The organism is Haloplanus sp. C73, assembly GCF_051195115.1.
Taxonomy (GTDB): domain Archaea; phylum Halobacteriota; class Halobacteria; order Halobacteriales; family Haloferacaceae; genus Haloplanus.
The window spans coordinates 238309-263895 of the sequence record NZ_JBNTJZ010000004.1; the positions used below are offsets into that span (position 1 = coordinate 238309).

Here is a 25587-nt window from a genome sequence, read left to right on the forward strand (position 1 = left end):
TTATCGATACTTCTTGAAGCCCATGTCGCGCGCGACCTCTCGGAAGCACTGCCGACACAGGAAGATGTCGTACTTGCCGACGAGTCCCTGTTCGCGGTCACATCGACGACACTGGTGTCGGTCGTCGGTCCGCGGCGAGGCGTGCTCACCGGTCACGTCGCGCTCATCCTGGGTTGATTCACTTTCGCTCATTGCGTTACCTCCACGTCGAACGCGGATTCGACGAAGGCGACTGCGTCGTCTGCGTCGAGTCGGTGGGACGACGGAATCTTACGCGACACCTTGTCACGCTTCGTGACGCGGTAGCCCGGTCGAACCAGGTTGACGGTCACGTCGAGTCCGTAGATACCGATGTTCGGGTCGTACTCCTGGCTCGGGAACTCCGTGTGTTCCTCGACGCCGAAGCTGAAGTTACCCGTGTCGTCGAACTGCTGGGGCGAGATGTCGGCCACCGCGAGCGCCGTTTCGAGGAACTCGACTGCGTCCTCGCCACGGAGCGTCACCTTGGCACCGATGGGATCGCCCTCGCGGATGTTGAACTCCTGAACCGTCCGCTGGGCCTGCGTCCGCACGCTCTGCTGGCCCGTGACGTCTTCCAGGATGTCCTCGGCGTCCGCGAGTTCGCGACCACCTTCGCCGACGCCCATGTGGACGACGACTTTCTCGATACGCGGTTCGCGCATCTCGTGGAACGACTCAGTCTCGCTCATTCGTCATCACCCTCGGTGAAGTTCTCGTCGATAACGACGACGTAGTTCTCGATGGTTTCGAAGCCATCACCGTCGTCTTGGGAGACGGTGACGACGTTGTCGCCGCTCCCCGGCGTGACGGTTATCGTGTCGATTTCGCCGATTTCGCCGGCGTGGCTGCCAGCGACGGCGGTCACGAGTGCGCCCTCTTCGTAGACGAAGTGGGCCACGATGTCCTTGCTCTCGTTGTCGATGACGAGCGAGTCACCGGTGGCGTAGTCCGTGCCCTCGTCGACGCGAATGTTCGCGCCGTCGTGGAGCGTCAACTGGACGTCGCCGCCGGAAACCTGCGTCTTGCGAGCGATTTTGCCGAGGCGGCTGTCTGCCGCGTCGGCGTCGATGGGGGTCAGCGAGAGCCGACCGCCCTCGTCCGGGAACACGCGGTAGTGCTCGTCGCGCTCGACAAAGGAGAGGATGTCGAACATCCCGATGGGGCGCTCGACGTCAGACGGGGCGTCCCCGTTGACGAGCACGCCGTTCTCGTTGAGCGCGTAGTTGGCTTCCTTCCGCGAGTCGACGTAGCCGAGCACGTCCCGCAGGACGATGAGCAGGGGAACCCCTGCCTCGCCGTGCGGACCGGCACCGGCCTTGACCGTCCACGTCGCGGTCTTCCGTTCGACCGGCCAGGACTTCGGTACTGAGAGTCGCTTCTGATGTCGCGTCATTCGCTACCTCCTTCGAGGCGCGCCTGCCGGCGCTCGTCCTCCAGGTCGAGTTCGGTCACGCGAAGGTTGCTCGCGTCGAGTGGCCGGGGCACCTCTTCGCCGTCGGCCTTCTCGACGGTCACGTCCTCGACGTGGACGACTTCGTCCGCGAGGTCCACCGCGACCACGTCGGCTTCCTCGCCGGCGTGGTCGCCGCGGAGCACCTCGACGGTGTCGCCCGCGTTGACGCGGACCGAGCGCTGGTCGTACTCCTCGCGGAGGTCGTCGGCCAGCGTGGCTCGAACCTGGTCGTGTCGCTCGTGCAGGGGCGCGTTCCGCTTCTGTGTGCGCTGTTTGTGTGGCTGTCGAGTCATACGATCATCGTCGCCGTGGATGCGATGCTCCCGAAGCGTTCAGCGACTTCGCGCGCGACAGGACCCTTGATTTCGGTCCCGCGAGGCTCTTCCATGTCGTCGATGACGACGGCGGCGTTGTCCTCGAACTTGACGCGCGTTCCGCTGGGACGGCGAATGGGCTTGCGCTGGCGGACGACGACCGCCTCCAGCACCTGCCGGCGCATTTCCGGCGTGCCCTTGGTGACCGAGACGGTCACCTTGTCGCCAATCCCCGCTTTGGGGTGTCGGTTCTTCGTTCCGGAGTATCCCGCGACACTGATAACTTTCAGTTCGCGAGCCCCGGTGTTGTCTGCGCAGTTGATGAGCGACCCCTTAGCGAGGCCACGGGTGACGTCGGCTTTCAGCGCCTCCATCACTCGTCACCTCCCAGTCGCTCGACGACCACGTGTGATTTGGTCTTCGAGAGGGGTCGCGTCTCCGCGATACGGACCGTGTCGCCTTCCTCGAGACCCAGGCACGGGGGTGCGTGGGCCGGAATGCGACTCCGGCGTTTCATGTATCGGTCGTACTTCGGAACGCGAACGTCGTATTCGCGCTCGACGACGACCGTCTTTTCCATTGCTGTGGAGGCGACCGTACCCTCCAGCGTCTGACCGCGCACGGACAGTGCGCCGTGGAACGGGCAGTGCTGGTCGGTACAGGCGTCCTCCGGTTCGGTTACGTTCAGTCCTATCGCCATGTGGATACACCTGCCTTCTCGGTTCGCAAGGCGGGTCGTGAGAGCAGTCGTGTGCCATCCACCGTAACGTAGGCCACGCCCTCGCAACCGCCAGACTGACCGGCCCGGAGGCCGGCAGTTTCCGACGGAAGTTCGAACGCGGTCCCCGACGCCTTCTCGGCGCCGGCGGCTTCATCTGTGCACGGAATCGTAAATTCGAAGGTCGTCCCCGATTTGGGGAGGCGTCGCACCCGAGACCCGTCCGACAGGCAGAGCGTCCGCATCGTCTCGCTGACGACGCGGCCGCTAATCCCGACTGCGTCGGGGTTTGCCGACTCGGCGACCCGCGCGTGCAGGCCGACGAGTTCGTGTCGGAGCAGGGTTTCGGGTGTGAGTGCCATCAGATATCGCCTTCTTCGCGCTGAATCGTCTTGATTCGCGCGATTGTCTTTTTCAGTTCGCCGACTCGGGACGGGTTGTCGGGCATCCCACCAGCGGCCTGCACGGCCTTGGCGTTCAGCAGTTCCGTCTCGAGCTCTTCGAGTTCCGCCTCGCGTTCGGCGGGCGTCATGTCACGAATCTCTGCGGAGTGTAGAATCGCCATCTACGTGTCCTCCTCGTCGACGTCGACGTTCGGTTTGTCTTCGGCGGTCTCTTCCATCTCCTCGACGAGGTCCGCGGCCTCCTCAGCCAAGTCCTCGTCGAGTTCTTCCTCGTCCTCGATGCCCTCCTCGGGCGTCGCGGTGTCGACCGGTTCCTCGGGGGAGACGTCGGTCGGCGTCTCGCCGACTGCCGTGTCCTCCGTCTGGGACTGGGTCTCTTCCACGACTTCCTCGACGATTTCCTCGTCGATTTCCTCGTCGATGACGTCCTCGGGACCCTCGGTGGGCACCTCGACGTCCTCGCCTTCGCCGACGTCCGGAATCTCCTCCGGTTCCTCCTCGAGGAGGTCCTCGACGCCGTCGCCCGTCTCCGCGGCCTGCTCGACCGGTTCGACGTCGGCGTCCTCGGCGATTTCGAAGTCGTCGGGGAGTTCGGCGCCCGGCGGGATGATTTTCACCGTCACGCCGATGGTGCCGAGCTTCATCACGGCGACGCCCTGCCCCTCGTCCACGATGGATTCGGCGGGTTCGCCGTTGTGCTTGATGTAGCCGCGGTTGAACTTCTCGACGCGCGAGCGAGCGCCCGTAACCTTCCCGGAGAGGACGATTTCGGCGCCGAGGGCGCCGGCTTCCATAATCCGGTCGATGGTCGTGTGGCCCGCTTTGCGGAAGTACCAGCCACGCTCGAGGGCGTTGGCCAGTCGGTCCGCGACGATGCGGGCGTTGAGGTCCGGCTCGTCGACCTCCTGAACGTCTATCTGGGGGTCGTCGAGGTTGAACCGCTCTTCGAGTTCCGTGGTCACCTTGCGGATGTTCTTCCCACCCTTGCCGATGACCATGCCGGGCTTCTCGGCCTTGAGGACAATCTGGGTCCCCATCGGGGTCTTGGCGACGTCCATGCCGCCGTAGCCCGCGCGGCCGAGTTCGTCCGCGAAGAACTCGTCAATCTGCGAGCGCTGAAGTCCGTTCTCGATGAACTGGTGTTCGTCAGCCATTAGTTGTCATCCTCCTCGATGATGAGTTCGACGTCACAGAGCGTGGTGTTCCACGGGTCTGCACGACCGAACGCACGGGGCTTGCGGCCCTGTCGCTCGCCGACCTTGTGGGCGGCGACGTGCGAGATGGTCATGGATTCGCCGTCGAACCCCTGCTCGTCGGCGTTGTTTCGAGCGTTCTCCAGCAGCTTCAGGAAGTCCTCGCTGGCCTTCTCGGGGTAGCGACCGGCGTCCCAGCCGTCGATGTCGCTCCGGTGACCGACACCGGAGTTGTGCTGTTTGAACGGAACCGACTGCTTCTCGTCGACGACGTCCTGAAGGTAGTCCTCGGCGTCACCGACGACCATACCCTTGATTTCGCGGGCGATGGCCTTGCTGTGCTTGATGCTGATGGGCCGCTCTCGGAGCATCGCCTTGGCGGTCGTCTCCGGGTCGGCCTCGACGCTGTAGTTGATTCCCATGTGTTACTTGAGTGGCACGAACTTCGAGGACCGGGTCGCGCCGATGCCGGCCTGCCCGTGCTCGACCGAGGTCCGCGTAAGCTGGAACTCGCCGAGGTAGTGGCCTATCATCTCGGGTTCGACCTCGACGCGCTGGAACGCCTGGCCGTTGTAGACCGAGAAGGTCAGGCCCACGAACTCGGGCACGATTGGCATGTCTCGGAGATGCGTTCGGAGCGGGTCGTTGGCCGTCTCCTCTTCGCCGGCCTCTCGTGCGGCTTCGAGCAGTTTCTCCTGCTCGGCCGTGAGTCCTCGAGTGATGGTTCGCCGCTGTCGAGCGGGGAGCAGTTCCGCAACCTCGTCGAGCGACATGGACTGCAACTCGTCGAGCGTGTGGCCGCGGTAGGTGAACTCACCTTCACGGCCGGTTCGGTATTCGGAACTCATTATTTGTTGCCTCCGCGTCCGGTTCGTTTCGAGGCGATGTCACCGACCTTCCGTCCCGGCGGGGCGTCCCGCGAGACGGACTTGGGCTGGCCCGGATGCTGTCGACCGCCGCCACCGAACGGGTGGTCGACGGCGTTCATCGCGACACCACGAACGCGCGGCCACTTCGTGCCACGCGATTTCATCTTGTGGTGCTTGTTGCCGGCCTTGACGAAGGGCTTCTCCGTCCGACCGCCGCCCGCGACCACGCCGACCGTGGCGCGACACTGCGGGTTGAGGCGCTTGACCTGCCCGCTCGGCAGCTTCACGACCGCCACGCGCTTGTCGTGGGTCATGAGCTGTGCGCTCGTCCCAGACGCGCGGGCGAACTTGCCGCCGTCACCGGGGCTGCTCTCGACGTTACAGACCGGGACCCCTTCCGGAATCTCGGCCAGCGGGAGCGTGTTCCCCGGCTTGATTTCTGCGGAAACGCCGACCTGAATCGTCTCACCGACCGTCACGCCCTCGGGGGCGAGAATGAGTCGCTGGTCCCCGTCTTCGAACTCGACCGACGCAATCGGCGCCGAGCGAGCGGGGTCGTGTTCGATGTCGACGATTTCGCCGCTAATCGTATCGCGCTCTTCGTCCTTCTTGTGTTCGAGTTCGGCCTTGTAACGGTGGCTGGGGGCACGGAACGTCGGCCCACCGCGACCACGTCGCTGGCCTTGAATTCGTCGTCCCATCTTAGAACACCCCGATTCGCGAGGCGATTTCCTGTGCGTCGTCGTCGTCCGAGAGCCGCACGACCGCCTTCTTCTCGCCCTGAGCGGTAATCTGCGTGTTCACCTTCGTGATGGTCACGTCGTAGCGCGACTCGATAGCCTCGGTGATGTCGTCTTTGGTGGCGTCGATGTCGACGATGAACTGGAGCTTGTTGCCGAAGTCCATCTGGTCCATCGCCTTCTCGGTCACGAGCGGGTGCTCGATGACTGAGCTCATCGGTCGCTCACCTCCGCGAGGGCGCTCTCGGTCCACAGCGTCAGTCGACCGGCGTGCGTGCCGGGCGCGAGGTCCTCCGCGTTGACCTCTTTGGCCGTCGTCACGTCCGCGCCGGCGAGGTTGCGCGCCGCCTTCGACGGCTCCTCGCTCGTCACGAACAGAATCGACTTCGGCTCGCGGTACTTTCGGCCGCGGGTCTTCCCCTGACCGGCCTTGATGCTTCGGCCCTCGTCGGCGCGCTCGATGTCCGCGTGGACGTCGAGGGCTTCGAGCAGGTCGACGACCTCGCGGGTCTTGACCAGGTCCTCGAAGTCGTCGCTGACGACGAGCGGCAGTTCGAGGTCCGAATCGAACTCGTGCCCGCGCTCGGCCACGAGTTCGGCGTCCGCCGTCGCGGCGACCGCAGAGCGGACCGCGAGTTTGCGCTCCTTGTCGTTGATTCCCTTGCCCTGGTCCTTCTCGGCTTTCGGCGGGTGCGCTTTGCGCCCGCCGACCGTCTGGGGCACGCGGCGACCCTGCCCGTTCGAACGGGGCACGTGGGCCATACCGCGGCCGCTACCGAAGGACTCTGCCGGGGTTCGCAGCCCGGCGTAGGGGTCGGCACCGTACGCCTGTTTTCGGTTCGCCTGTGCGGCCAGGACGGCACGCTTGATGAGGTCCGGCCGGTAGGCCGTCTCGAAGACCTCGGGGAGGTCCACCGTGCCCGCATCCTCGCCGCTCAGATCGCGTACTGTTGCTTGCATTGGTTATCCCTGGTTGGATGCGGTTGAAACGTACCGCACCTCGGGGTCGAGGCGCGGTTGGTCGGTCGGTCGGATGGCGGGTCGGAAGCGCAGGAGGCGCTGGTCCGGGCCCGGCAGCGAGCCCTTGACGAGCGCGTACGGCCCGTCGACCTCGCCGTAGTTGACGAAGCCGCCGTCGACGGTGGCTTCGTCGTCGTCGCCCATGTCGATGAGGCGCTTGTTGAGCTCCGTCCGCTGGTGGTAGCCCATCTGGCCCTGCTGGGGGACGGTCGAGCGCACACGGGACGGGTTCCACGGCCCGAGGTTCCCGATGCGTCGCCGCCAGCCCTGACGGGCGTGTTTGCCCTTCCGCTTCTGGACGCCCCAGCGCTTGACGGGGCCCTGAGTACCTTTCCCTTTCGTGATACCGCTTGCGTCCATGTACTCGCCCGCGCGGAACACGTCAGACATGGCGTGTTCCCCGCCCTCCTCGAGGAGGTCGAGGGCGAAGTCGATGCGCTCGTCGACCGAGCCACCGCCGACGCGCGTCTCCATCACGTCGGGCTTTTTCTTCGGGACGTTGGCGAGTTCGCTCGGCACCGTGTGCGTAATCATCCGCAGGTCGTCGACCGAACCGTCGGCGACGGCCTCGCGGAGCGCCTCACTGTCGTCCTCGAAGCTATCTTCCGCCGGCAGGTCGAGCGTGCGGTCGAGTTCCGGATGGAACTCGTCGGTCCACACTTCGGTTGTCGGCTTCAGTCCGTACGACGTCTGTTCGTAGGCTCGGAGAGCAACGGCGCGCATCGGTGGCGTCTCGACGACGGTCACCGGCACCGACTCCTCCATCCCTTCGCGGGGGGAGTTGGATTCGTCGTTGACCATGACGACGTGGGTCATGCCGGCCTTGTAGCCAGCGAAGCCCTGCAGCGCGGGTGCGCCGTCGTCGTCGGGCCACGAGCGAATGCGCGGGACTTCGTCAGTCGCGCGCTTGCGCGGGCCGAAGCCCATCGAGCCTTTTCGTGGTCTGCTTGGTTGTGGCATGGATTTACTCCGTGAGTGTCAGGGGCGCGAGCGACGCGAACATCGCTTCTTCGGTTCGCACCGTCTTGCTTCCCTGTCGCGGAATCGTATTCAGCCAGAGGTCGAACCCCGGATCGGGTTCGACGGTCTCGCCGCCGGCGTCGGCGACGTCCTCGACGTCCAGGTCGAGGATGGCTGGAAGCCCTCGCCCGGGCGCTCCGAACGCGACGGTCAGATCGCCGTCGTCGATTCGCCCGACGAGATTCGTCAGGCGACCGGTCGACAGCGGCGCCCCGTGACGGGACGCGGCGATCCGAACCCCGGCGTCGGGGCGGGCCAGCACTTCCGGCAGGTCCGCGCGTTGGACCTCGAACCCCGGCAAGGGGTCGTCGACAATCCGTGCGCGGACGGGTTCTCTCGAAGAGATCCTGATGGCGACGCGCTCTCCTTCCGACACCTCCATCCCATCCGGGAGGAGGAGGGAGACTGGGTGTTGCAGTCCGCAATTGACCCGGACGCGGCCGTCAGGTCCGACCTCGGTCACGATTCCCTCTTGTAACGACTCCGGACTTTCACATCCGGAGCCGGTCCGTGACGAGACGCGGAGGGGCGGCAACACGCCGACGTACTCCAGTTCGTCCCGCGTCCCCCACACCTCCTTGCGAAGATAGGGTGGGGTCGCGGCGTACCGAAGGACGGTTTCGACGAACCCGCCTCCCCAGCGCCGTTCGCCTTCCCCATCGGGGAAGACGACCAGGCGGTCCGCCCGGAACACCGTCGCCGCGCGGGCGACGTAACCGAGTTTGCGAGTTGCCTCGCGTTTGTCCTCGGCTTCCCGGACGAGGGAAGACGGCACGAGTACGGTGAACGTCATGCCGAGCCTTTCCGCGTCACGTCACTAGACTGTAACGGTGCTACCGCATCCTCCGGTAAAAGGGTAGCGAAACTCACGAGGGGCTGTGAGCGCCTCACACGCCTCAAAACGCCGATTCGTGGGGTTCGGTCACACGGTAGTTGCCCCCACGCCATCGGTCAGTTCCCGACGATTTCGGAACCCTTAATTATCCATCCCGGCTTGGTGTGAATGCGAAGGGCGCTGGTAGTGTAGTGGTATCACGTGACCTTGCCATGGTCACAACCTGGGTTCAAATCCCAGCCAGCGCATTTTTCCCGAACATTACGAACGAGGAGCGAAGCGACGAGTGAGCCGTGAGGGAAAAATCGTTCCTGCGGATTTGAAGTAGAGAAACGCGAGCGGAGCGAGCGTTTCGCGTGGTTCAAATCCCAGCCAGCTACGAGCCGCCGCTTCCGCTACTGCCGCCGCTCCCCGAGCCCGCGTTCGTCGCGAAGACGGCGACGACTTCCCTCGAACGAACCCTTTTGCCCGTGACCCCACACCGGCAACTATGGACCGACGTGCGTTGCTGGCCGCCACGGGAACCGCTCTCGCCGGCCTCGCGGGGTGTGGCGCCGATGGGTCGTCCGAGACGCCGACGGCGACAACCGAACCGACCCGGACACCCACCGCCACGGCGACGGCGCAGCCGACGCTTTCGCCCCCCGACCAGAACTATCGCCCGCAGTTGCTCGACGTGGCGCTCGTCTCGACGTGGTCGGAAGCGGGCGATTTGGAGGCGAACCGGACCGAGCAGGTTCGGCGCGGACAGCCGGCGGTCATCGCCTTCCGCTATCGCATCCGAATTCCGGAGGGGACGGTCAACCTGAAGGAGGGTATCGACATCATCCACGACGGCGAGTTGGTGGTGCGAGAAAACACCGAAGTCGACCGCTACGTCGACAGCGCGGGGCTACACACGTGGGAAACCGCCATGACCCTCGAAACGGGTGACTGGCCGACCGGTGAGGTGACGGCCTCCGTCGCCATCGGCGAACTCCAGTTACACCGCACCTCCAACACGGTGGCGACGAGGTTCGAAGTTACGGCCGAGTGAGGCGGGCCAGTGGCCTTTTGCTCGCTGGGCGCTAGAGATGCGTATGCACAGACGGTTGGTGCGCCGTGACGAATGAGCCGTCGGGTGGCGTCTGCGAGCCAGCGCCTCTCGACTCGATTTTCGACCGCGTGACCGACGGCGTGTTCGCCCTCGACACCGAGTGGACGTTTACGTATCTGAACGACCGGGCTCGCGACGTCGTTCGTGACGCGAGCGACGGCGCCGGCAACGAACTCGTCGGGCAGCATATCTGGGAGTGTCTCCCCGACGCGCGCGGCACGCCGTTCGAAACCGAATCGCGAGCGGCGATGGAGCGACAGGAGCCGACGACGTTCGAGATGCACTCCGACTCGCTCGACCAATGGTTCGAGATTCGACTCTACCCCTCGGAGACGGGGCTGACGGTGTGGTTCTGCGACATCACCGAGCGCCGACAGAAGCGTGCCCGCCTCGAAGCACGGGAGGCGGTCCTCCGAGAGATGTACGACGTAATCTCGGACCAAGACGCCTCGTTCGAGGAGCGGGTGGACGACCTGCTTCGCATCGGCCAAGAGGTCCTCGGGACGGAGTACGGAACCCTCTCACGCGTGCGCGATGACGAATACGTCTTCGAAGTCGTCCGCTCGCCGGGCACCCTCGAAGCGGGCGACGTCGTCGACCTCTCGGCGACCAACTGCGAACGGGTCGTCCTCACGGAGGAGACGCTCACCCTCGCCAACCTCGCCACGGAAGCGCCCGAACTCACCGACCGGGCAGGCTTTACCGAGTGGGGGATTCGCTGTTATCTCGGCACCCCCGTGACCGTCGAGGACGAGGTGTACGGGACGTTCTGCTTCTACGACACCGAGCCTCGCGAGGACCCCTTCTCGGACTGGGAAGTGACGCTCGTCGACCTGATGGGCCGGTGGGTGAGCACCGCGCTCGAACGCGAACTGGTCGAGGAGCGCCTCCGTCGGCAGAACGACCGGCTCGAAGAGTTCGCCACGCTGGTCTCACACGACCTGCGCAACCCGCTCAACGTCGCCGACGGATGGCTCGACATAGCCCGCGAGGAGGGCGACAGCGAGGCGCTCGAAAAGATAGCCGATTCCCACGAGCGCCTGCGGGCTATCATCGACGACGTGCTAACACTCGCGCGGGCGGGACGCACCATCGACGACCCCAGCCCGCTCGACGTGGCGCAGGTGGCGACCGACGCGTGGACGCAGGTCCAGACCGGCGACACGACACTGGCCGTCGATGTCGACCCGGCGTTCGACGCACACGGCGACCCGCAGCGCCTCCAACAACTGTTCGAGAACCTGTTTCGAAACTGCGTGGAACACGGCGCGAGCGAGGACGGCACCCTCGCGGTCCGCGTCGGCACCGTCTCCGGCGGCTTCTACGTCGAGGACGACGGCGTGGGGATTCCCACCGCCGACCGCGAACACGTCCTCGACTTCGGCTACACGACGGCCGAGGACGGCACCGGTCTCGGGCTCGGCGCCGTCGAAGACATCGCGTCCGCACACGGCTGGTCGGTCGCCGTCACCGAGAGCGCGGCCGGTGGCGCTCGCTTCGAATTCACGAACGTGAGCTGAAACGACGCGACCGAAAGAGACGGATTTATCAATAGCCCTCTCTTGCTTTCAGATGCGACGCTCGGTTGGTGTAGTCCGGCCAATCATGTTGGCCTTTCGAGCCGACGACCAGGGTTCGAATCCCTGACCGAGCATGATTCTGAACGAGCGTAGTGAGTGAAGAAACACACAGGGAAGGGATTCGAATCAGGGAGCGGCATCGCCGCGACCGTGGTTCGAATCCCTGACCGAGCATTACAGTTCTCACCTGCGCAGTCGACACTCTCCGAACCGAAGCTAGTTTCTACACACCGCCCGAATCGACTCGAAATGGACGCGAAGGACTGGCTCCAGCGGCGGCAAGTCGTCGTGTACGCCGTCGCCGTCGCGCTGGCGCTCGGTATCGGCGTGGGCCGCCCCGCGTCGGCGCCGGTCCTCGAAGGCTTCATCGGCCCCGTGCTGGCCGTGTTGCTGTACGTGACCTTCCTCGAAATCCCGTTCGTCCGGCTTCGTCGGGCGTTCACGAACGGCCGGTTCGTCGCGGCCACGCTCGGGCTGAACTTCCTCGTCGTTCCCGTCGTCGTGTGGGTTCTCATCCAGTTGCTTCCGCCCGAGCCGGCCGTTCTCGTCGGCGTGTGTCTGGTACTGCTGACGCCGTGTATCGACTACGTCATCACGTTCACCGATATCGCGGGCGGCGACGCCGAGCAGGTACTTGCGACGACACCGGTGTTACTGCTCGTCCAACTCCTCGTGCTCCCGGTGTATCTCTGGCTGTTTCTGGGACGCGAGATAGCGAGCGCCGTCGAAGCCGGGCCGTTCGTCGAGGCGTTTCTGACGCTCATCGCCCTCCCGCTGACGCTCGCGTGGCTCACCGAACTGTGGGCGGGGCGGTCGGCGAGCGGCCGGACGTGGCAGGCGACGATGGGGTGGCTCCCCGTTCCGATGCTGGGCGTGACCCTGTTCGTCGTCATCGCCTCACAGCTCCCCCGCGTCAGGGAATCCATCGACCAGATAGCGGCCGTCGTCCCCGTCTACGTGGCCTTTCTCGTCGTCATGCCGCTGCTCGGGCGGCTGGTGGCCGACCGGGCCGGGATGGACGCCGGCGAGGGACGCGCGCTGGTGTTTACCGGCGTCACGCGGAACTCGTTGGTCGTGCTCCCGCTTGCGCTGGCACTCCCGGCGGGCTACGAGTTGGCCCCCGCCGTCGTCGTGACACAGACGCTCGTGGAACTGAGTGGTATGGTGGTGCTCACCCGAGTCGTGCCGGCGTGGCTGCTCCCGCCCGGGCGAACGAATGACTTTATGCCGTGACCCATCCTTTCTCTGCGTACGTTGTCGGCGTTGATACTGTCGTTACGTTCGCTGCGGCGACTCCACCATGTCGACTCACGCACCATCTGCTTCGGACACCGAAGCCCTGTCGAAAGACACGGTGTTCTCCCTGCTGAGCAATCAGCGGCGGCGCTACGTCATTCACTATCTACACCGAACCCCGGAACCGGCGTCGCTGCGTGACCTCACCGAACAGGTCGCGGCGTGGGAGAACGGGGTGACCGTCGAGGACTTGGAGTACAAACAGCGCAAGCGCGTGTACACGTCACTCCACCAGACGCACCTCCCGAAACTTGTCGAAGCGGGCATCGTCGAGTACGACCGCGACGAGGGCACCGTGGCCCTCACCGACCGAGCCGCCGCCCTCGATACGTATCTCGAACTCGGAGACGGCCCGTCCGTTCCGTGGGGGACGGTCTATCTCACCCTGTCGACGGTGACGGCAGGGTTCGTCGCCGGCGGGTGGCTCGGCGTGGCGCCGCTCTCGTCGCTACCCGAGTTGGTGTTTGCTGGCGGTGTCGTCGCGCTGTTCGCCACGGCGGCGGGCACCCACTACTATCTCGACCGCCAGCGACACCGCGGCGACATCGACACACCGCCGGACGACTAGTCGTCAGGCCAGCCAGTCATCCGGCTTCGTGTCGTAGTCGATGTCGTCGGCCACGATTCGGGCTTCGAGGTCCGGGTCGAGGTCGTGAGTCTCGAAGTTGTCGCCGTCGTACCGGATGCGCGTCCCTACCTCCGTCGGCGTCGGCTCGCGGTTGCGTCGCCGGGCTATCTCCAGTTCGTGGTCGTCGTACTCGGTGACGATGGTCATCAGGTTGACCGGTCGTCCCCAGAGTTCGTAGGTCCGTTCGAGGACGCGCTTTGCCTGTTCGAGGTCGAGGTCGATACCGTTGTACTGGTGGCCGAGCAGGAGCTCGTTCCGGTTGCCGAAGTTGCCGTCGTACACCGCGACGGTGGGCTTGCCGAAGTTGGTGAACTGTAAGAGCAGTTTCTTCTTCACGTCGTCGGGGTCGGTCGAAGCGGCGCGGAAGTCGCCGGTCGCCTCCGAGAACTCGTAGGTGAAGTAGTCGTTGGCCTCGACGAACTCCGCGGAGAGGAAGGCGTCGATGAAGGTCACGTCGTTGTGGCTCTCGCGGAGTTCGCGCATCCGTCGCCACCCCGCGCCGTACTCGACGTCCGCGAGCGCCGCGGCGACCGACTCGTACTGCTCGTCGTCGAACATGTAGCGCGCGAGGCGTTCGAGTTCCGACCGGCGAATTCGACGGACGAACCCGCGGTTCTGTGGCTTGCACAGCGAGAAGTGTCGCTCCGCCAGCCCCTCGGTCGTGAGCACCTTCCACGGGTACCGCGTCACGTCGATATCGCCCGCCCGCGCCCGTTCGAGCGCCTCGGCGTCGATGCGGGGGTCCGAGGGGTCGAGGTCCGCGAGCGTGTCCGGGGTGATGGACGCGATTTCGGGGTCCGCGGCCAGCAGGGACTGAACTTCCTCGAAGTCGACGACGTCGTGGAAGTTCCGCCACGTCACGCCCTCGACCCGGAGGAGTCGGTCGACGACTTCGCGCCGATTGGTCAGGTTCTCGACGTACTCCCAGAGCTCCAGCCCCAGTTTGTACGGGTTGAGCCCCGGGGACCCGAGGACGCGAGCCATGTGGTCGGCGTAGGTGACGAACTCGTCGGCGTCGGCGAAGGCTTCGTCGCCCATCATCGTCGACTCCCAGTACGAGTTGTGATTCACAAATCCAGCGCCGGCGTATCGATGTGTTTCCTCAACCGAGATATCGTACACCGTGCCCGTATCGACTTGTATGTCGACGATTTCGTCAGTCCACTGCTCGGTTTCGAACCACTCGAGTTCATCGAGATACGCCGTCAGGCTTGCCTCCTTCGATGCGTACCCGTAGCCGATTTCCTCGTGGAAGCGCTTCGCAGACGTACCGGTCAGATGGACGTGTTGACAGCCGTCATTCTGTTCGCGCCGTCGGGAGAGGATTCCGAAGTTCGTCAACAGGAGCTGCACCGTTCGACCGACGTCTTCACTTTTCGTGCTCAGTATGACTCCCTGCTCACCCGCGTAACCGTCTGCATCGAATAGTCCCTGAAGGAACGCGGCGACGACTGACTTCGGCGACCGCTGAATGGCCGTCGGAACCGACTTGTTTTCGGCACCGACCGTCGCGTCGAGGGTATCGGTAAGGAGACGAACGAGATTCGTCGAGTAGACGTACGCCCGCCACCGACCGCCATCCTCACTTACTGTCGTGGAGACGCCGAACAGTTCCTCTACCAAGCCGGCGAACTCCTCGGCTTTCGCCGCCGTATTCGCAGTGAATCCGACCTGATTCGAGGCCGTCGATACATGGCCGTCGCCGACGAGGAGACCGAGGAACCGGCCGAAAGACTCGGTAATGGCGTCCGGAACGAGTATTGGCTCGCTCTGTGCCTCACTCTGCGGTTCACCGTCGTATCGTTTCAGCGCTTGCTCGATAGCGTCGTCCTTATCCGCTCGTCCGAGCTTCCGATACCGCATCACCGTCGATACCGAGACGCCAGCCGCGTCCGCAACATCGTCAAGTGTCACACACTCCGGAGATTCCCACTCGATGGCAGCGTACTCCGCTGGCCAGACGCCACCGCCGCCGCTGATTTCGATTTCGTCGCCCGGAGTCAACTCACTGAGTTCCACCCACGAGCCATCTGGGCGCCGAATCCGGTGATTGTCGGAGCCGGTCAGTTCGAATCCACGACGGGTTTCTATGGTGACGGTGTCGTGGTTCTCGATGACGTTCGTGTCGTACACCGACTGCTGTTTCTCGCCGTCTGACACCACGGGACGTTCCTCAACGACCTCATGCATCGGCATCAATCCCGAACCCGTGAATACCGGCGTTTCCGGGTCTACACAGGCCCAGCCTTCATTCATCACCTTCGTCATTTTCTGCCCCGCGAAGTAGTAGGCCTCCGTCCGGAGCAGTTCGAGGACGTCCTGTTGCCACGGTTCGAACTCGACGGCCCTGCCCGACTCCTCGTCGTACTGCCGGCCGTGTTCGAGGAGGTACGCGAGGACGTCGGTGTGGGGAGTTTCGAGATGGGCGCTCGCGTCCGCCGAGTCGGCGGCGTCGTCCAGCCACGCCTCGTCGAACGCGTGGCGACGAACGTCATCCGAGACGTCGAGTTCGTCGAGTCGGTCCCGGAGGTCCGCCGGCGCGTCGCGTTCGGGTCGGTCGCCGGCGCGGGCGAAGGCGCGATGCTGGTCGATTGTATCCTCCAAGCAGAGGACGGCGTCGATGAAGCGCTCGACCTCCTCGCGGTCGATATCCGGGTCCTCCATGTACCCCTTGATGGTCTCGGCGTGGCGTTCGAGCATGGCGGCGGCGTCGAGCGCCGCCCGGTCGTCGCCCTGCCCGTCGCCGAACAGGCCGAACCACTCGTTGTTGGCGAAGAAGTCGGCGTGGGCTTCGACGTGCGTGATGACCGCCTTCTGGTCCGCAAGGGAGTTCGACTCTTGGAGGAAGGCGTGGGCGGGGTTGTCGTTGTTGACGATTTCGAAGGCTTTGCCCATGCCGAATTGGTCTTGCTTGCGCTGGCGGTCGTAGGCCATCCCCCATCGCCAGTGCGGGTAGCGCCGCTGGAACCCGCCGTACGCGATGAGTTCGTTCATCTCGTCGTGGTCGACTATCCAGTAGTTGACCGGATAGGGGTCGAGGCCCAGTTTCTGTGCCAGATTCGCCGCCTCCGTGACGGGTTCGGTGAGTCGGGTCGCTTCTCGTCGGGCGTCGATACGGTCGTCTCTCATTCTGTTGCCTCCGTGTGCAGGATGTCGTAGATGGCGTCGGTCACGTCCGCCGGTGCGCCGACTGAGGTGACGACGACGCTTTCGTCGTCGTCGAACGCGCGTTCGACCTCTTCGGCGTGGGTGGCGTTGATGGCCGCGCCGCCCGGCTGTGTCTCCACGTAGGCGTGGCGATTCGCCGAAATCGACTCCATCAGCGGGACGACGTTCTCCCGGGTGTCGTTACTGGAGTTCTCGCTGTCGCCGGCGGCGAAGACGTAGCGGTTCCACTCACTCCACGGGTAGCGTTCCTCTAGCACCTCGGCGGCAAGTTCGTACGCCGAGGAGATGCGGGTGCCGCCCCCGGAGCGGATGCCGAAGAAGTCCTCGCGGTCCACCTCCCACGCCTCCGCGTCGTGGGCGATGTAGACAAATTCGGCCCGGTCGTACTTCCCGGTGAGATACCAGTCCAGCGGCGTGAACGTCCGCTCGACGAGTTCGCGTTTCGCCTCGCGCATGCTCCCCGAGACGTCGCGGATGTTGACCACGACGACGTTTTTCTCCGTCTGCTCGGTCACCTCGGGGTGGCGGTAGCGCTCGTCTTCGCGCCGGAAGGGCACGTTTCGCAACCCGTCGCGACGGATGCGTTCGAGTGTCGTCGTCCGCTCGACGGTTTCGGCCATCTCCTCGAAACTCGCCCACCGGCCGCGCTCGTCGTCCGGAACCGTCTCCCACTGGTCGTCTATCCACGCCCGCGAGACGTGGATGTTCTCGCCGCGACACCAGCGAAACACCTCGTCGGGCGTCGCGCCCGCGACGCGCATCGCCTCGCGGACGTACTCCTCGTCGAAGTCCATCGCTAGCTTTCGCTTCAGGCCCCGCTTGAACAGCCGCTCGAAATCGAGCGTGCTATTCGGGCCGGCGCGCGTGAGTTCGGTGAAATCGCCCTCCACCTCCTCGACGACGGTCTTTCCCTTCGGCTCCAAGTCGAGGCCGAGTTCCTCGTCGAGTTCCTGTGCGAACTCCTCGGGGTCCATCTCGTAGTACTCGTGGTCGCCGCCCTCGCCGCCGGGGTCACCCTCCTCGTCGCCGTCGTCGGGTTGGGGTTGCCCGACGGGTTGGCCCACGTCGGGCGTGCCGTCCTGTCCCTGTCCGACGCCGCCGCGGTCCTGCGGGTCGTACTCGAACTCGGGCAGGTCGACAACCTTGATTGGAATCTGGATGCTGTCGGCGTCGCTCCCGCCGAGGGTGCCGTGGCGGATGAACTCCGTCAAGTCCTGCCGGCGGCGCTCGCCCACCTCACGGAATCGGTCGAGGTCCTCTCTCAGTCCCATCGGTAGCTCACCTCCCGCATCACCTTGCGGCTGGTCAGTTCGGCCGAGGCGGGCGAGTAGCCCTGCGATTCGAGGTGTGCAAGCGTTCGCTCCTTGCATCGCTCGGTTTCGGTCCCCGAGGGCGGGTCGGTCCACTGCGTGGGGTCGAGTTCCTCGAACAGCCGCTTCACGTCGCGCCAGTCGTGAGCGTCGAGCACCGCGCGGATGACCGGAATCTCGCTCACGTCGACGTTCTCGATGGCGAAGTCCTCGTCACGGTTCTCCCACGCGTACCGGTTGATGGCGGTGATGACCTTCTCGCGACGGAACTCCTCGACGCGCTCGGTCGGGTCCGCGCCCCGGTAGGCGTCGTCGTCGAACCGACCCAGATGCTCCGTCTCGAACACCTTCAACAGGAGCGGGTCGGGGTCGACCGGGCCGCGGTCGGTCGTCACGCGCTCGTCGTTCGCCCACGCGAAGACGTGTTCGACGTACTCCGCGACCGTCTCCTCGTCGACGCCTTTCTCCGCCAGCAACGCGTCGAGGACGTCGGCCTCCTGCCGGTCGTAGATGTGGCTCTTGACGACGGCGAGACGGTTCTCGTACTCCGCGGCCTCGGCCCGAGAGAAGACGGGGGCGTCCGACAGGCCGTCCGCCATCGCGTCGAGGACGTCGTCGGGGGTGACGACACGCTCCACCGGAAGGTCCGGATGCTGGCGGTCGGCGTCCGTCTGCAGCAGGTCGGCGACGATATCGCGCGTGTAAGTGACGGGGATGCCATGACTGCCGTCGTCGCCGTCGAAGTCGAAGGCGTCGGCCTCGATGCGCTCGTCACCCTCCTGCAGGTAGCCCCGGTCGAACAGGAGCGCCTTGTCGACGAGGCCCCGGTCGCCCGGCGTGTCCTCGCCGTCGAGGCGAGTGACGACGCTGTACAGCGCCGCCGCCTCGACGGTGTGGGGCGCGAGTTCGCGCTCGGTCACGCCGTCCCGGCCGTCCCGCATCGACAGCGTCACGCCCTCTCGGACGCGGGATTCGAGGTCGGCGTACCCCTCGGCCTCCCAGACGGCCGTCTCGTTCGTCAGTTCGCGACGCAGTAGCTCCGCCTCCAGCGAGAGGTTGGTGAGATAGCCGAACTCGTGTTTGTCGAGGCGGCGTTTGAGCGCCTTCAGCGGGTCGCGCCCGTTGCGGTCGGCGTACTTGTCGAGTTCGACGTCGAGGTCGGGGTTCGAGATGATGAGCAACTGCGTGTCGATGTCCATCCCGATGCCCTTGTCCAGTTTCACCCGCCCCTCGTCGGGGACGTTCAGGAGTTTGCGAAGCAGGTCCGCGTGCTGGGAGGCGTCCTCGACGATTGTCAACAGCCCGTTGCCCTGCGAGAGCACGCCGTCGTAGGAGAACGCCTGCGGGTTCTTTCGCCCCCGCGAATCGAGTTCGCGGAGCATCCCGGGCATCCACGAGCCCACCAATCGCTCTTTGGGCGAGCCGTCGTCCTCCGAGTGGAGGACGCCGATACCCCGGCCCACGTCGACGACGTAGTTTTTCACCCGGAGATGGCGGGAGTCGGTGATGGCGGAAAACAGGTTCGCTCGGCCGGCGCGCCGGTAGCGCTCTTCGAGGAGGTCGTACGCCTCCCGGCAGAACGGGTCGAGGTCCGCCGTCACCCGCGTCGGCACGTTCGTCTCGTCGCCGAGGTCGGCGAGAATCCGCTCGCGCACCGCCTCGGGGAACACGGAGAGCGGATGCGACTGGACGGGACTCTCGTACCAGTCATCCTCGTCGTCGACGTCGCCCCCGTAGCTCAGACCCCGCTCCTCCGTCGCGCTGGTGACGTTCCACTCGACGGTGTATCGCCGGCCCGCGTCGGTCTTCGAATATTCGCGAAGCCCGTTGATGAGACAGCGCTTGAGTTCGGACTTTCCGGTCGCCGTCGGCCCGTCGAACCAGAGTATCTTCTCGCGCTTGCCGCGGTCGGCCGCGATTGTCCGAAGGTCGTCGACGAAGCCGTTGAGGACGGCCGTGTTGCCGAGGATGGCGTGTTCGCCGTCGTTGGCGGGGTCGTCGAAAAACCGGTAGCGCTCGCGCTCCTCGCCCTCCTCGATGACCGTTCGCGTGCCCATCGACTCGATGGCTTCGAGGAGGTACTTCGGAGCGTGGGCGGCAATCGAGGGGCGTTCGAGCGCCGCGTCGACGTACTCGGCGAGGCTCATCGGCTCCTCGTACGCCCCGGCGAGCGCCTCGTCGCCGGCGGCGATGTAGTCTTGTGTCATCCTTCCAGTTCGCTCTTTGCAACCTCCGCGCCGGCGAACTCGAGGACCTCAGTGGCCCCGTCTCGGGAGTAACCCTGCTCTATCAGCGCGTCGACCCACGCGCTCCGCTCGTCGTCGTCGAGTTCGTTCGCCGACACCAGCGCCGAGAAGTTGATGTTGTGTTTCTTGTCCTCCCAGAGTTTGCGCTCCAGCGCTCGGCGAAGCCGGTCGTTGTCCTGCGGGTCGAACCCCTCGCCCTCACGGGCGCGTCGGCTCACCCAGTTCGACACCTCCTGTCGGAAGTCGTCCTTGCGGTCGCTCGGGATTTCCAGTTTCTCCTCGACGGAGCGCAGGAACGTCTCGTCCGGTTCCTGTTCGCGCCCCGTCAGGTCGTCCGTGACGGTGGCGTCGTCGATGTACGCCATCACGTGGTCCATGTACTTCTCGCCCTGCCGCTGAATCTCGTCGACGTCGTAGGCGAGAGCGTGGCGGACGTCCTCGATGGCTCGCTCCTTGTACTCCTCGCGGACGAGTTCGAGATAGCGATGGTAGCGGTCGATGTTCTCCTCGGGTATCGAGCCGTGGTTTTCGAGGTTGCGCTCGAAGTGGGTGAAGACGGAGAGCGGGGAGAGGTAGGACCGGCCGCGGTGGGTGGCGTCCATGATTGCCTCCGCGATTTCGTCGCCGATGAACCGGGCGGAGACGCCGTCCATCCCCTCCGCGATGTCGGCCTGCTGTTCGCCCTCCTCGCGCAACTTCTTCACGTCGACGTCGTCGGACTCGTCGATTTCGCCGTTGTACGCCTTGGCCTTCTGGACGAGCGTCACCGTCTCGCCGTCGGGTTCGGTGATGCGGGTGAGGACGCCGAACAGCCCCGCCATCTCCATGGCGTGGGGCTCGATGTGCATGTCGGGCACGTCGGCGTTCCGGAGCATCTTCCGGTAGATTTCGGCCTCCTCGCTGTATTCGAGGACGTACGGGAAGTCGATGCGCTTGGTGCGGTCGTTGAACGCCTCCATCTTCTCGTCGCCTTTCTTGTCCCGATATTCGGGCATGTTCGTCCGCCCGACGATGACTTGGTCGATGTCGATTCGGGGGTTGTTCTTCGGCTTAATCGTCTGCTCCTGTGAGGCGTGCAGGAAGTCGTAGAGGAACTCTCGCTGGAGTTTGAGCAACTCCTCGCCGGAGAACAGCCCTCGGTTGGCGTTACAGAAGGCGCCGGAGTAATCGAAGGCTCGCGGGTCGCTCTCGCCGTAGACGGCGATTTTCGAGTAGTTGACGTCGCCAGTCAACTCCGTCTCGTCCTGATTTTTCTTGTCCTTGGGCTCGAACGTCTCGACGCACTGGCGCTTGTTCTCGCTCGCGACGAGGCGGACGATTTCGACGTGGTTGTCGAGGACGGACTTCAGGTCGTCGTCGTAGTGAGCGAGCAGGCGGTCCATGTAGAACTCGCTCGCTGGGTCGAGCGACTGCTCGTTGCGGACGGTGTAGGGAGCGTCGAGCGCGTCGTTCAGTCGTTCGAGCACGCGGTCCCGCTGTTCCTGTGGTAACAGGACGAGTGGGTCCTGATTCATGGGCGAGACGACGGTGTCGTCGGCGGGGTCTTGGTCCCGGACGATGTCACAGAGGTTCACCCACCGGAAGGTGTACATCCGCCCCTCGGCCTGCATGGTGTAGTCCTCGAAGTAGCGTCGGACCATCCAGTCGAAGTGTGACTTCCCGGAGCCGACTGGGCCGAGCAGGAGTTTGATGCGTTTCTCCGGGCCGAGACCGCGGGCGCCGCTTTTCACCTTGTTGACGAACTCGTGAATCGACTCGTGGACTTCGCGCCCGTAGAAGGTGTTTTCCCCGTCGTGTAACGGGTCCTCCGAAGCCATGCGGTACTCGACGACGCCGGCGTCTTCGTCGTACTCCGTCCCGTAGTAGTCGAACATGTCGGCGACGCGTTGGTGGGCGTTGCGGGCAATCCGTGGCTCGTCGTACACCTCGTCCAGATACCAGTCGAAGCGCTTCGCTTCACGGAGGTCCGCTGGAACCGATTCCTTGTAGTCCTGGCTGAGGTCTTCGAGGGTTTCCTTCGTCATTGTTCGGAGCCTCGGCCCCGACGCCGCCGGGGTGCCCTGCTACCACGTGCCGTGCGAACACGTACCACCCATCGAGCGCGACCGCGGGATGGTCGTCGGTGACATCGAGAGCGGTGAGGGCAACCGACCGTCGACGACCCGGTTCGCTGAACCGAGGCTATAAACACTATCGGAATTAGACACGTATAAGCCTTTGGCAGATCCGGCTCGTTTTCGTTTCGTCGATATCGCTCAAAACCCGGAGCCAGCCCTCGAATTCGTCGATATCGACACCAGTCGAACCACAGGTAAGTCGAGAGACGAACAGCGGCGGCGTCGCGCGAGTCTTATGTGCCCGCCGCGGCGAGCTAAGGCATGAGCTTCGAGACGCTCCCCGACGGGTGGACCGTCTGGCACGAGGAGTCGGGCGGGCGGGCGATTCTCGCCTACCGTCCCGACGTGTTCGACACGGAGGCGTTCCCGGCGGCCTGTCTCCCGACGATTTATCTCTCGCCCGGTTCGCCGCGTCGGCGCCCCGGGACGGGAGAAAGCGACGGGTGGACGGTCACGCTGTATCTGGAACCGGAGGTCGACGCGCGGGTCGAGACGGCCGAGACGCGAGAGGCGGGCATCGAGACGGCCATCGACGTCGCGAGCGAGTTCGCCCGCGGCGCGGTGGACTACCGGGCCGCCTATCAGGTGCCTCGCGAGGACTACTTCGACCGCCTCGACGAACTCGTCGGTCGCGAGGCTTAACCACCCGGCCCGAGAACGCCCGTCTATGTCGGAGGTCACACTCATCGGGACCCGCCTCGCCGAGGTCGGCCGCGAGTTCGTCTTCCGGGGCGAGTCCAGCGCGTGCGAGGGCTGTCCGTACCGTAGTCAGTGTCTCGACCTCGACGCCGGGACCCGGTATCGAATCACGGACGTTCGCGAGAACGCCCAGACACTCGACTGTGCGGTCCACGACAGCGGCGTTCGCGCCGTCGAAGTCGAACCGGCGTCGATTCCCGCGAACGTCCCGTCGAAAACGGCCTACGCCGGGAGTAAAGCGACGCTCGCGGGGTCGTGTCCGTACACCGACTGTCCGAGTCACACGTACTGCGTCCCCGACGGCGCCGACTTCGACACCGAGTATCGAATCGAGGAGGTCGTCGGGGACCCGCCCCACGACTACTGCATGCTCGACCGCGACCTCACGCTCGTCGAACTCGCGCCGCCGGAGTCCTGACTCGCGTCAGGTTCGAACTCCGCCAGCCGACCGACGCGCTCGCCCGCGTACCCGAAGACGTTCTCGTATCCCTCCGCAGACATCAAAATCGGATAGAACGGCTCCTGTGCGACGTGTTCCGTCTCGTCCGCCGAAGCGAAGGGCACGCCCGGTTCGACGCGCTCGAAGTTCTCGACGAACACCTCGTGAGTCGACGCGGGTGCCTTCGACACCTTCCCCGTGAGCCGGAAGACCGGCACGTCGTCGTGGTCGTGCCCTTCGTCTGCGGGGAGCACGCCCGTCGCGGCGAGAAACGCCGTGATGAGTTCGCGGGCGTTCGCCGCCGCCGTCTCCGACCACTGGAGGCCACACTCGACTTCGATGGTGCCGGGGTAGGAGATGAGGCGCCCGTCGGCGTAGTCCGCCGTCTCGACGACGGCGTCCACGGGGAGCGCGGCACAGCCCTCCGCCGTCTCGGGGGTGACGGTGTCGACCAGCGCGAACGGATGGGGGTACGACTGCGTGGAGTGGAGGGCAAGCGTCGTACAGCCGTCGAGTTCGGCCAGAAGTCGGTGAGCCAACCGCCGCTCGTGGCTCTCGGCTTCGGGGTCGCCGGGGAACGCCCGGTTGAGGTCCTCGTCGACGTACCTCACGCCGCGTTCGAGAGCGCGCTCGTTGGCGATGATGAACTTCACCGGGCGCTGGAAGTCGGGTGGGTCGTCAAGTAACGCTTCGACCGCATCCGGGCCACAGGGTTCGTCCCCGTGGATGCCGGCGACCACCGCCACGTCAGGGGCGTCGCCGAACTCTCGAACTCTCATTGTCTGTCTCTAGCCGTCGGCGTTGAAGTGCGTTCCGTGTCACTCCGCCTCGTGAACGCCTCGTACACCCGCTCGAAGTAGGCATCCCCCGTCGGCACCGCAATCGTGACCGACTCGTACGGCGCGTCGACCGGCCGCCGGTCGGCGTGTGACTGGCCGAATTTGAGTCGCAGCGTGGCGTCGTCGGTCGTCAACTCGTAGGCGTCGTACTCGGCCGGCAGTTTCGAGAACACCGTCCCCGGAAACCGGCGTTTGAGCGCCGATAGCTCGCTGTCGACGTAACACGTCGCCGTCTGCAGGGTGTCGACGCCGCGCGCGACGTCGGCATACGTCTCCTCCGCAATCTCCAGCGTGAGCGAGTCCTCGTACCGCCGACAGATGCTGTCCAGTTCCGCGAACGCGTCGTCGACGGGACTCGTCGTGACGGCCGCGCGGACGGCGTCGGGATCGGGGGCGTCCACGGACACGCGAACTGGTACGAACGCCCCGAACTTGGGTTTGGGGGCACCGCAGACGTTACGCCGGTGGGTCGGCTAACGCCTGCATGGACGACCACACCCGCGACTACTCCGTCGGCCCGCCGTCGTCGGGCGACCCGACCGGGTGGCGGGCAGACCGCGGCGCCTCGAACGGCTGGGAGCACGGAACCCTTCGGCGGGCCGTCGTCCACGGCGTCCGCCTCTACAACGCGGGCGCGTTCCACGAATCACACGACTGTTTCGAAGACGAGTGGTACAACTACGGCAGCGGGTCGACGGAGAGCGCCTTCCTCCACGGAATGGTGCAGGTGGCGGCGGGCGCGTACAAGCACTTCGACTTCGAGAACGACGACGGCATGCGCTCGCTGTTCGAGACGGCGCTCCAGTATCTCCACGGCGTCCCCGACGACTACTACGGCGTCGACGTTCGGGACGTGAAAGCCACCCTCGACGCCGCACTCGACGACCCGGCGGTGCTGGAGGGGTGGCGAATCGAACTCGACGGGGAGCGACCGGACGCCCTCGACGCCGATTTCGCGTACGCCGAGACGCTGGAGTGACCGCCGTCAGCCGAGGAAATACTAGCCACGGGTTCGACTGCACGAGGTCCAGTCGTTCGAGATAGGCGTCGACGCCGAGAATCCGTCCGGCGCCGAACGCACCGAGGCCGAACAGGAAGACGGCGTACACCATGTGGTCGTCGACGACCCACCCGTGGGCGACGGGCAACCCGGCCGTCAGCCCGCCCGTTAGCGAGGCCAGCCAGTAAAACAGCATCATCACTGCGACCCAGAACGCGCTCCAACGGACGAACGCGCCGAGGATGAGTGCCAATCCGGTCAGGGTCAGCCCCCACATGTTCAGCGCGTCGATGAGCGGGTTGCCGGCGAAGTTCCCCCACACGCCCATCAGCAGGTTGCCCGCGGGGACGTTCATCAGATAGCCCGCGGCCGTCCAGTCGTTTGCCGGGTTGGCGTCCAGATGCGTGATGACCTTCGTGATGCCGCCCTGAAAGAGCGTCCAGCCCATCACCAGCCGCAGGAGAAAGAGCGAGTAGCCGACCCAGTGCTCGGCGTAGTCGAACCGGACCGACCGAGTATCTCCGTTTCGAGCGTGTTTCGTTGTGGCATACCCCGCGAGACGCGGGACAGGATTATGATTGT

29 protein-coding genes, 2 tRNA genes and 1 pseudogene are annotated in these 25587 nt (G+C 65.1%); 9 read left to right on the forward strand and 23 right to left on the reverse strand.

The window, feature by feature from the left end:
- The 16 genes from ACQUSQ_RS09585 to ACQUSQ_RS09660 are packed head-to-tail and all read right to left on the reverse strand — an operon-like array spanning position 1 to position 8545.
- On the reverse strand, positions 1 to 192 hold the full coding sequence (locus tag ACQUSQ_RS09585; protein WP_092634464.1) for a 30S ribosomal protein S14: 192 nt from the start codon (positions 190 to 192) through the stop codon (positions 1 to 3).
- The gene (locus ACQUSQ_RS09590; protein ID WP_435068618.1) at positions 189 to 710 is read right to left on the reverse strand and encodes a 50S ribosomal protein L5; all 522 of its coding nucleotides are present in this window, start codon (positions 708 to 710) and stop codon (positions 189 to 191) included. The genes ACQUSQ_RS09585 and ACQUSQ_RS09590 overlap by 4 nt, the downstream gene beginning before the upstream one ends.
- Positions 707 to 1414, reverse strand: coding sequence for a 30S ribosomal protein S4e (locus ACQUSQ_RS09595; protein WP_435068620.1), 708 nt, complete (start codon positions 1412 to 1414; stop codon positions 707 to 709). The genes ACQUSQ_RS09590 and ACQUSQ_RS09595 overlap by 4 nt, the downstream gene beginning before the upstream one ends.
- Positions 1411 to 1767: a 50S ribosomal protein L24 gene (gene rplX, locus ACQUSQ_RS09600; RefSeq protein ID WP_435068622.1), complete on the reverse strand. Its 357-nt coding sequence runs from the start codon at positions 1765 to 1767 to the stop codon at positions 1411 to 1413. Before rplX ends, ACQUSQ_RS09595 begins: the two co-directional genes overlap by 4 nt.
- Positions 1764 to 2162: a 50S ribosomal protein L14 gene (locus ACQUSQ_RS09605; RefSeq protein WP_092634472.1), complete on the reverse strand. Its 399-nt coding sequence runs from the start codon at positions 2160 to 2162 to the stop codon at positions 1764 to 1766. The genes rplX and ACQUSQ_RS09605 overlap by 4 nt, the downstream gene beginning before the upstream one ends.
- Positions 2162 to 2488 carry a 30S ribosomal protein S17 gene (locus tag ACQUSQ_RS09610; protein ID WP_435068624.1) on the reverse strand — a complete coding sequence of 109 codons (327 nt, stop codon included), beginning with the start codon at positions 2486 to 2488 and terminating at the stop codon, positions 2162 to 2164. Before ACQUSQ_RS09610 ends, ACQUSQ_RS09605 begins: the two co-directional genes overlap by 1 nt.
- Positions 2479 to 2868 (reverse strand): ribonuclease P protein component 1, encoded by a 390-nt coding sequence (locus ACQUSQ_RS09615; protein WP_435068625.1) that lies wholly within the window; start codon positions 2866 to 2868, stop codon positions 2479 to 2481. The genes ACQUSQ_RS09610 and ACQUSQ_RS09615 overlap by 10 nt, the downstream gene beginning before the upstream one ends.
- Positions 2868 to 3071, reverse strand: a complete 204-nt coding sequence (rpmC, locus tag ACQUSQ_RS09620; protein WP_435068627.1) for a 50S ribosomal protein L29 — start codon at positions 3069 to 3071, stop codon at positions 2868 to 2870. Before rpmC ends, ACQUSQ_RS09615 begins: the two co-directional genes overlap by 1 nt.
- Complete coding sequence (locus ACQUSQ_RS09625; protein WP_435068629.1) at positions 3072 to 4064, reverse strand: 30S ribosomal protein S3; 993 nt, start codon at positions 4062 to 4064, stop codon at positions 3072 to 3074.
- Positions 4064 to 4525 (reverse strand): 50S ribosomal protein L22, encoded by a 462-nt coding sequence (locus ACQUSQ_RS09630; protein ID WP_435068630.1) that lies wholly within the window; start codon positions 4523 to 4525, stop codon positions 4064 to 4066. The genes ACQUSQ_RS09625 and ACQUSQ_RS09630 overlap by 1 nt, the downstream gene beginning before the upstream one ends.
- A gap of 3 nt (positions 4526 to 4528) precedes the next feature.
- Positions 4529 to 4951, reverse strand: coding sequence for a 30S ribosomal protein S19 (locus ACQUSQ_RS09635; RefSeq protein ID WP_435068631.1), 423 nt, complete (start codon positions 4949 to 4951; stop codon positions 4529 to 4531).
- Positions 4951 to 5673: a 50S ribosomal protein L2 gene (locus tag ACQUSQ_RS09640; protein WP_435068633.1), complete on the reverse strand. Its 723-nt coding sequence runs from the start codon at positions 5671 to 5673 to the stop codon at positions 4951 to 4953. The genes ACQUSQ_RS09635 and ACQUSQ_RS09640 overlap by 1 nt, the downstream gene beginning before the upstream one ends.
- 1 nt (position 5674) lies before the next feature.
- Positions 5675 to 5929 carry a 50S ribosomal protein L23 gene (locus ACQUSQ_RS09645; RefSeq protein ID WP_435068635.1) on the reverse strand — a complete coding sequence of 85 codons (255 nt, stop codon included), beginning with the start codon at positions 5927 to 5929 and terminating at the stop codon, positions 5675 to 5677.
- Entirely contained in the window at positions 5926 to 6672 is a 747-nt protein-coding gene (gene rpl4p / locus ACQUSQ_RS09650) for a 50S ribosomal protein L4 (RefSeq protein WP_435068637.1), read from the reverse strand. The genes ACQUSQ_RS09645 and rpl4p overlap by 4 nt, the downstream gene beginning before the upstream one ends.
- A gap of 3 nt (positions 6673 to 6675) precedes the next feature.
- Complete coding sequence (locus ACQUSQ_RS09655) at positions 6676 to 7692, reverse strand: 50S ribosomal protein L3 (protein ID WP_435068638.1); 1017 nt, start codon at positions 7690 to 7692, stop codon at positions 6676 to 6678.
- Positions 7693 to 7696: 4 nt separating this feature from the next.
- The gene (locus ACQUSQ_RS09660; protein WP_435068641.1) at positions 7697 to 8545 is read right to left on the reverse strand and encodes a putative RNA uridine N3 methyltransferase; all 849 of its coding nucleotides are present in this window, start codon (positions 8543 to 8545) and stop codon (positions 7697 to 7699) included.
- A gap of 219 nt (positions 8546 to 8764) precedes the next feature.
- Between ACQUSQ_RS09660 and ACQUSQ_RS09665 the strand changes: the two genes are divergently transcribed.
- The 6 genes from ACQUSQ_RS09665 (at position 8765) to ACQUSQ_RS09690 (ending at position 13127) form a co-directional block, all read left to right on the forward strand.
- Positions 8765 to 8835: transfer RNA gene (locus ACQUSQ_RS09665), tRNA-Gly, on the forward strand.
- A gap of 242 nt (positions 8836 to 9077) precedes the next feature.
- Complete coding sequence (locus ACQUSQ_RS09670; RefSeq protein WP_435068643.1) at positions 9078 to 9623, forward strand: hypothetical protein; 546 nt, start codon at positions 9078 to 9080, stop codon at positions 9621 to 9623.
- 65 nt (positions 9624 to 9688) lie between these two features.
- Positions 9689 to 11203 carry an ATP-binding protein gene (locus tag ACQUSQ_RS09675; protein ID WP_435068645.1) on the forward strand — a complete coding sequence of 505 codons (1515 nt, stop codon included), beginning with the start codon at positions 9689 to 9691 and terminating at the stop codon, positions 11201 to 11203.
- 59 nt (positions 11204 to 11262) lie between these two features.
- Positions 11263 to 11337: transfer RNA gene (locus tag ACQUSQ_RS09680), tRNA-Glu, on the forward strand.
- A gap of 175 nt (positions 11338 to 11512) precedes the next feature.
- Entirely contained in the window at positions 11513 to 12496 is a 984-nt protein-coding gene (locus ACQUSQ_RS09685; RefSeq protein WP_435068647.1) for an arsenic resistance protein, read from the forward strand.
- Between the two features lie 67 nt (positions 12497 to 12563).
- Positions 12564 to 13127 carry a DUF7344 domain-containing protein gene (locus tag ACQUSQ_RS09690; protein WP_435068649.1) on the forward strand — a complete coding sequence of 188 codons (564 nt, stop codon included), beginning with the start codon at positions 12564 to 12566 and terminating at the stop codon, positions 13125 to 13127.
- A gap of 3 nt (positions 13128 to 13130) precedes the next feature.
- On the opposite strand, the gene ACQUSQ_RS09695 is transcribed toward ACQUSQ_RS09690, so the two are convergent.
- From ACQUSQ_RS09695 to ACQUSQ_RS09710, 4 genes are read right to left on the reverse strand one after another with little or no spacing between them, the layout of a single operon-like run.
- Positions 13131 to 16316, reverse strand: coding sequence for a SpoVR family protein (locus ACQUSQ_RS09695; RefSeq protein ID WP_435068651.1), 3186 nt, complete (start codon positions 16314 to 16316; stop codon positions 13131 to 13133).
- Positions 16313 to 17626, reverse strand: a complete 1314-nt coding sequence (locus tag ACQUSQ_RS09700; RefSeq protein WP_435068653.1) for a YeaH/YhbH family protein — start codon at positions 17624 to 17626, stop codon at positions 16313 to 16315. The genes ACQUSQ_RS09695 and ACQUSQ_RS09700 overlap by 4 nt, the downstream gene beginning before the upstream one ends.
- Entirely contained in the window at positions 17617 to 19872 is a 2256-nt protein-coding gene (locus ACQUSQ_RS09705; protein ID WP_435068655.1) for a PrkA family serine protein kinase, read from the reverse strand. Before ACQUSQ_RS09705 ends, ACQUSQ_RS09700 begins: the two co-directional genes overlap by 10 nt.
- Entirely contained in the window at positions 19869 to 21935 is a 2067-nt protein-coding gene (locus tag ACQUSQ_RS09710) for a PrkA family serine protein kinase (protein ID WP_435068657.1), read from the reverse strand. The genes ACQUSQ_RS09705 and ACQUSQ_RS09710 overlap by 4 nt, the downstream gene beginning before the upstream one ends.
- Before the next feature lie 354 nt (positions 21936 to 22289).
- Between ACQUSQ_RS09710 and ACQUSQ_RS09715 the strand changes: the two genes are divergently transcribed.
- Together ACQUSQ_RS09715 and ACQUSQ_RS09720 are read left to right on the forward strand one after the other, a co-directional pair.
- Positions 22290 to 22670 (forward strand): DUF5820 family protein, encoded by a 381-nt coding sequence (locus ACQUSQ_RS09715; protein ID WP_435068659.1) that lies wholly within the window; start codon positions 22290 to 22292, stop codon positions 22668 to 22670.
- A 25-nt stretch (positions 22671 to 22695) separates the two neighbouring features.
- Positions 22696 to 23145 carry a UPF0179 family protein gene (locus ACQUSQ_RS09720; protein ID WP_435068661.1) on the forward strand — a complete coding sequence of 150 codons (450 nt, stop codon included), beginning with the start codon at positions 22696 to 22698 and terminating at the stop codon, positions 23143 to 23145.
- Here ACQUSQ_RS09720 and ACQUSQ_RS09725 read toward each other — a convergent pair.
- Both ACQUSQ_RS09725 and ACQUSQ_RS09730 read right to left on the reverse strand, forming a co-directional pair.
- A complete protein-coding gene (locus ACQUSQ_RS09725; RefSeq protein ID WP_435068663.1) occupies positions 23088 to 23945 on the reverse strand; it encodes a succinylglutamate desuccinylase in 858 nt (285 codons plus the stop codon). The two genes, ACQUSQ_RS09720 and ACQUSQ_RS09725, sit on opposite strands and share 58 nt — an antisense overlap.
- A complete protein-coding gene (locus ACQUSQ_RS09730; protein ID WP_435068665.1) occupies positions 23942 to 24406 on the reverse strand; it encodes a hypothetical protein in 465 nt (154 codons plus the stop codon). Before ACQUSQ_RS09730 ends, ACQUSQ_RS09725 begins: the two co-directional genes overlap by 4 nt.
- Positions 24407 to 24489: 83 nt before the next feature.
- Between ACQUSQ_RS09730 and ACQUSQ_RS09735 the strand changes: the two genes are divergently transcribed.
- Complete coding sequence (locus ACQUSQ_RS09735) at positions 24490 to 24984, forward strand: DUF309 domain-containing protein (protein ID WP_435068667.1); 495 nt, start codon at positions 24490 to 24492, stop codon at positions 24982 to 24984.
- Positions 24985 to 25006: 22 nt separating this feature from the next.
- On the opposite strand, the pseudogene ACQUSQ_RS09740 reads toward ACQUSQ_RS09735, so the two are convergent.
- Positions 25007 to 25453 (reverse strand): annotated as a pseudogene (locus ACQUSQ_RS09740) (hypothetical protein); the annotation flags it as partial.
- Positions 25454 to 25587 lie beyond the last annotated feature (134 nt).

Excerpts from the sequence above, each read along its gene's own strand:
- ACQUSQ_RS09585 (WP_092634464.1), bottom strand. The coding sequence starts at position 192 with ATGAGCGAAAGTGAATCAACCCAGGATGAGCGCGACGTGACCGGTGAG.
- ACQUSQ_RS09590 (WP_435068618.1), bottom strand. The coding sequence starts at position 710 with ATGAGCGAGACTGAGTCGTTCCACGAGATGCGCGAACCGCGTATCGAG.
- ACQUSQ_RS09595 (WP_435068620.1), bottom strand. The coding sequence starts at position 1,414 with ATGACGCGACATCAGAAGCGACTCTCAGTACCGAAGTCCTGGCCGGTC.
- rplX (WP_435068622.1), bottom strand. The coding sequence starts at position 1,767 with ATGACTCGACAGCCACACAAACAGCGCACACAGAAGCGGAACGCGCCC.
- ACQUSQ_RS09605 (WP_092634472.1), bottom strand. The coding sequence starts at position 2,162 with ATGGAGGCGCTGAAAGCCGACGTCACCCGTGGCCTCGCTAAGGGGTCG.
- ACQUSQ_RS09610 (WP_435068624.1), bottom strand. The coding sequence starts at position 2,488 with ATGGCGATAGGACTGAACGTAACCGAACCGGAGGACGCCTGTACCGAC.
- ACQUSQ_RS09615 (WP_435068625.1), bottom strand. The coding sequence starts at position 2,868 with ATGGCACTCACACCCGAAACCCTGCTCCGACACGAACTCGTCGGCCTG.
- rpmC (WP_435068627.1), bottom strand. The coding sequence starts at position 3,071 with ATGGCGATTCTACACTCCGCAGAGATTCGTGACATGACGCCCGCCGAA.
- ACQUSQ_RS09625 (WP_435068629.1), bottom strand. The coding sequence starts at position 4,064 with ATGGCTGACGAACACCAGTTCATCGAGAACGGACTTCAGCGCTCGCAG.
- ACQUSQ_RS09630 (WP_435068630.1), bottom strand. The coding sequence starts at position 4,525 with ATGGGAATCAACTACAGCGTCGAGGCCGACCCGGAGACGACCGCCAAG.
- ACQUSQ_RS09635 (WP_435068631.1), bottom strand. The coding sequence starts at position 4,951 with ATGAGTTCCGAATACCGAACCGGCCGTGAAGGTGAGTTCACCTACCGC.
- ACQUSQ_RS09640 (WP_435068633.1), bottom strand. The coding sequence starts at position 5,673 with ATGGGACGACGAATTCAAGGCCAGCGACGTGGTCGCGGTGGGCCGACG.
- ACQUSQ_RS09645 (WP_435068635.1), bottom strand. The coding sequence starts at position 5,929 with ATGAGCTCAGTCATCGAGCACCCGCTCGTGACCGAGAAGGCGATGGAC.
- rpl4p (WP_435068637.1), bottom strand. The coding sequence starts at position 6,672 with ATGCAAGCAACAGTACGCGATCTGAGCGGCGAGGATGCGGGCACGGTG.
- ACQUSQ_RS09655 (WP_435068638.1), bottom strand. The coding sequence starts at position 7,692 with ATGCCACAACCAAGCAGACCACGAAAAGGCTCGATGGGCTTCGGCCCG.
- ACQUSQ_RS09660 (WP_435068641.1), bottom strand. The coding sequence starts at position 8,545 with ATGACGTTCACCGTACTCGTGCCGTCTTCCCTCGTCCGGGAAGCCGAG.
- ACQUSQ_RS09670 (WP_435068643.1), top strand. The coding sequence starts at position 9,078 with ATGGACCGACGTGCGTTGCTGGCCGCCACGGGAACCGCTCTCGCCGGC.
- ACQUSQ_RS09685 (WP_435068647.1), top strand. The coding sequence starts at position 11,513 with ATGGACGCGAAGGACTGGCTCCAGCGGCGGCAAGTCGTCGTGTACGCC.
- ACQUSQ_RS09690 (WP_435068649.1), top strand. The coding sequence starts at position 12,564 with ATGTCGACTCACGCACCATCTGCTTCGGACACCGAAGCCCTGTCGAAA.
- ACQUSQ_RS09695 (WP_435068651.1), bottom strand. The coding sequence starts at position 16,316 with ATGAGAGACGACCGTATCGACGCCCGACGAGAAGCGACCCGACTCACC.
- ACQUSQ_RS09700 (WP_435068653.1), bottom strand. The coding sequence starts at position 17,626 with ATGGGACTGAGAGAGGACCTCGACCGATTCCGTGAGGTGGGCGAGCGC.
- ACQUSQ_RS09705 (WP_435068655.1), bottom strand. The coding sequence starts at position 19,872 with ATGACACAAGACTACATCGCCGCCGGCGACGAGGCGCTCGCCGGGGCG.
- ACQUSQ_RS09710 (WP_435068657.1), bottom strand. The coding sequence starts at position 21,935 with ATGACGAAGGAAACCCTCGAAGACCTCAGCCAGGACTACAAGGAATCG.
- ACQUSQ_RS09715 (WP_435068659.1), top strand. The coding sequence starts at position 22,290 with ATGAGCTTCGAGACGCTCCCCGACGGGTGGACCGTCTGGCACGAGGAG.
- ACQUSQ_RS09720 (WP_435068661.1), top strand. The coding sequence starts at position 22,696 with ATGTCGGAGGTCACACTCATCGGGACCCGCCTCGCCGAGGTCGGCCGC.
- ACQUSQ_RS09725 (WP_435068663.1), bottom strand. The coding sequence starts at position 23,945 with ATGAGAGTTCGAGAGTTCGGCGACGCCCCTGACGTGGCGGTGGTCGCC.
- ACQUSQ_RS09735 (WP_435068667.1), top strand. The coding sequence starts at position 24,490 with ATGGACGACCACACCCGCGACTACTCCGTCGGCCCGCCGTCGTCGGGC.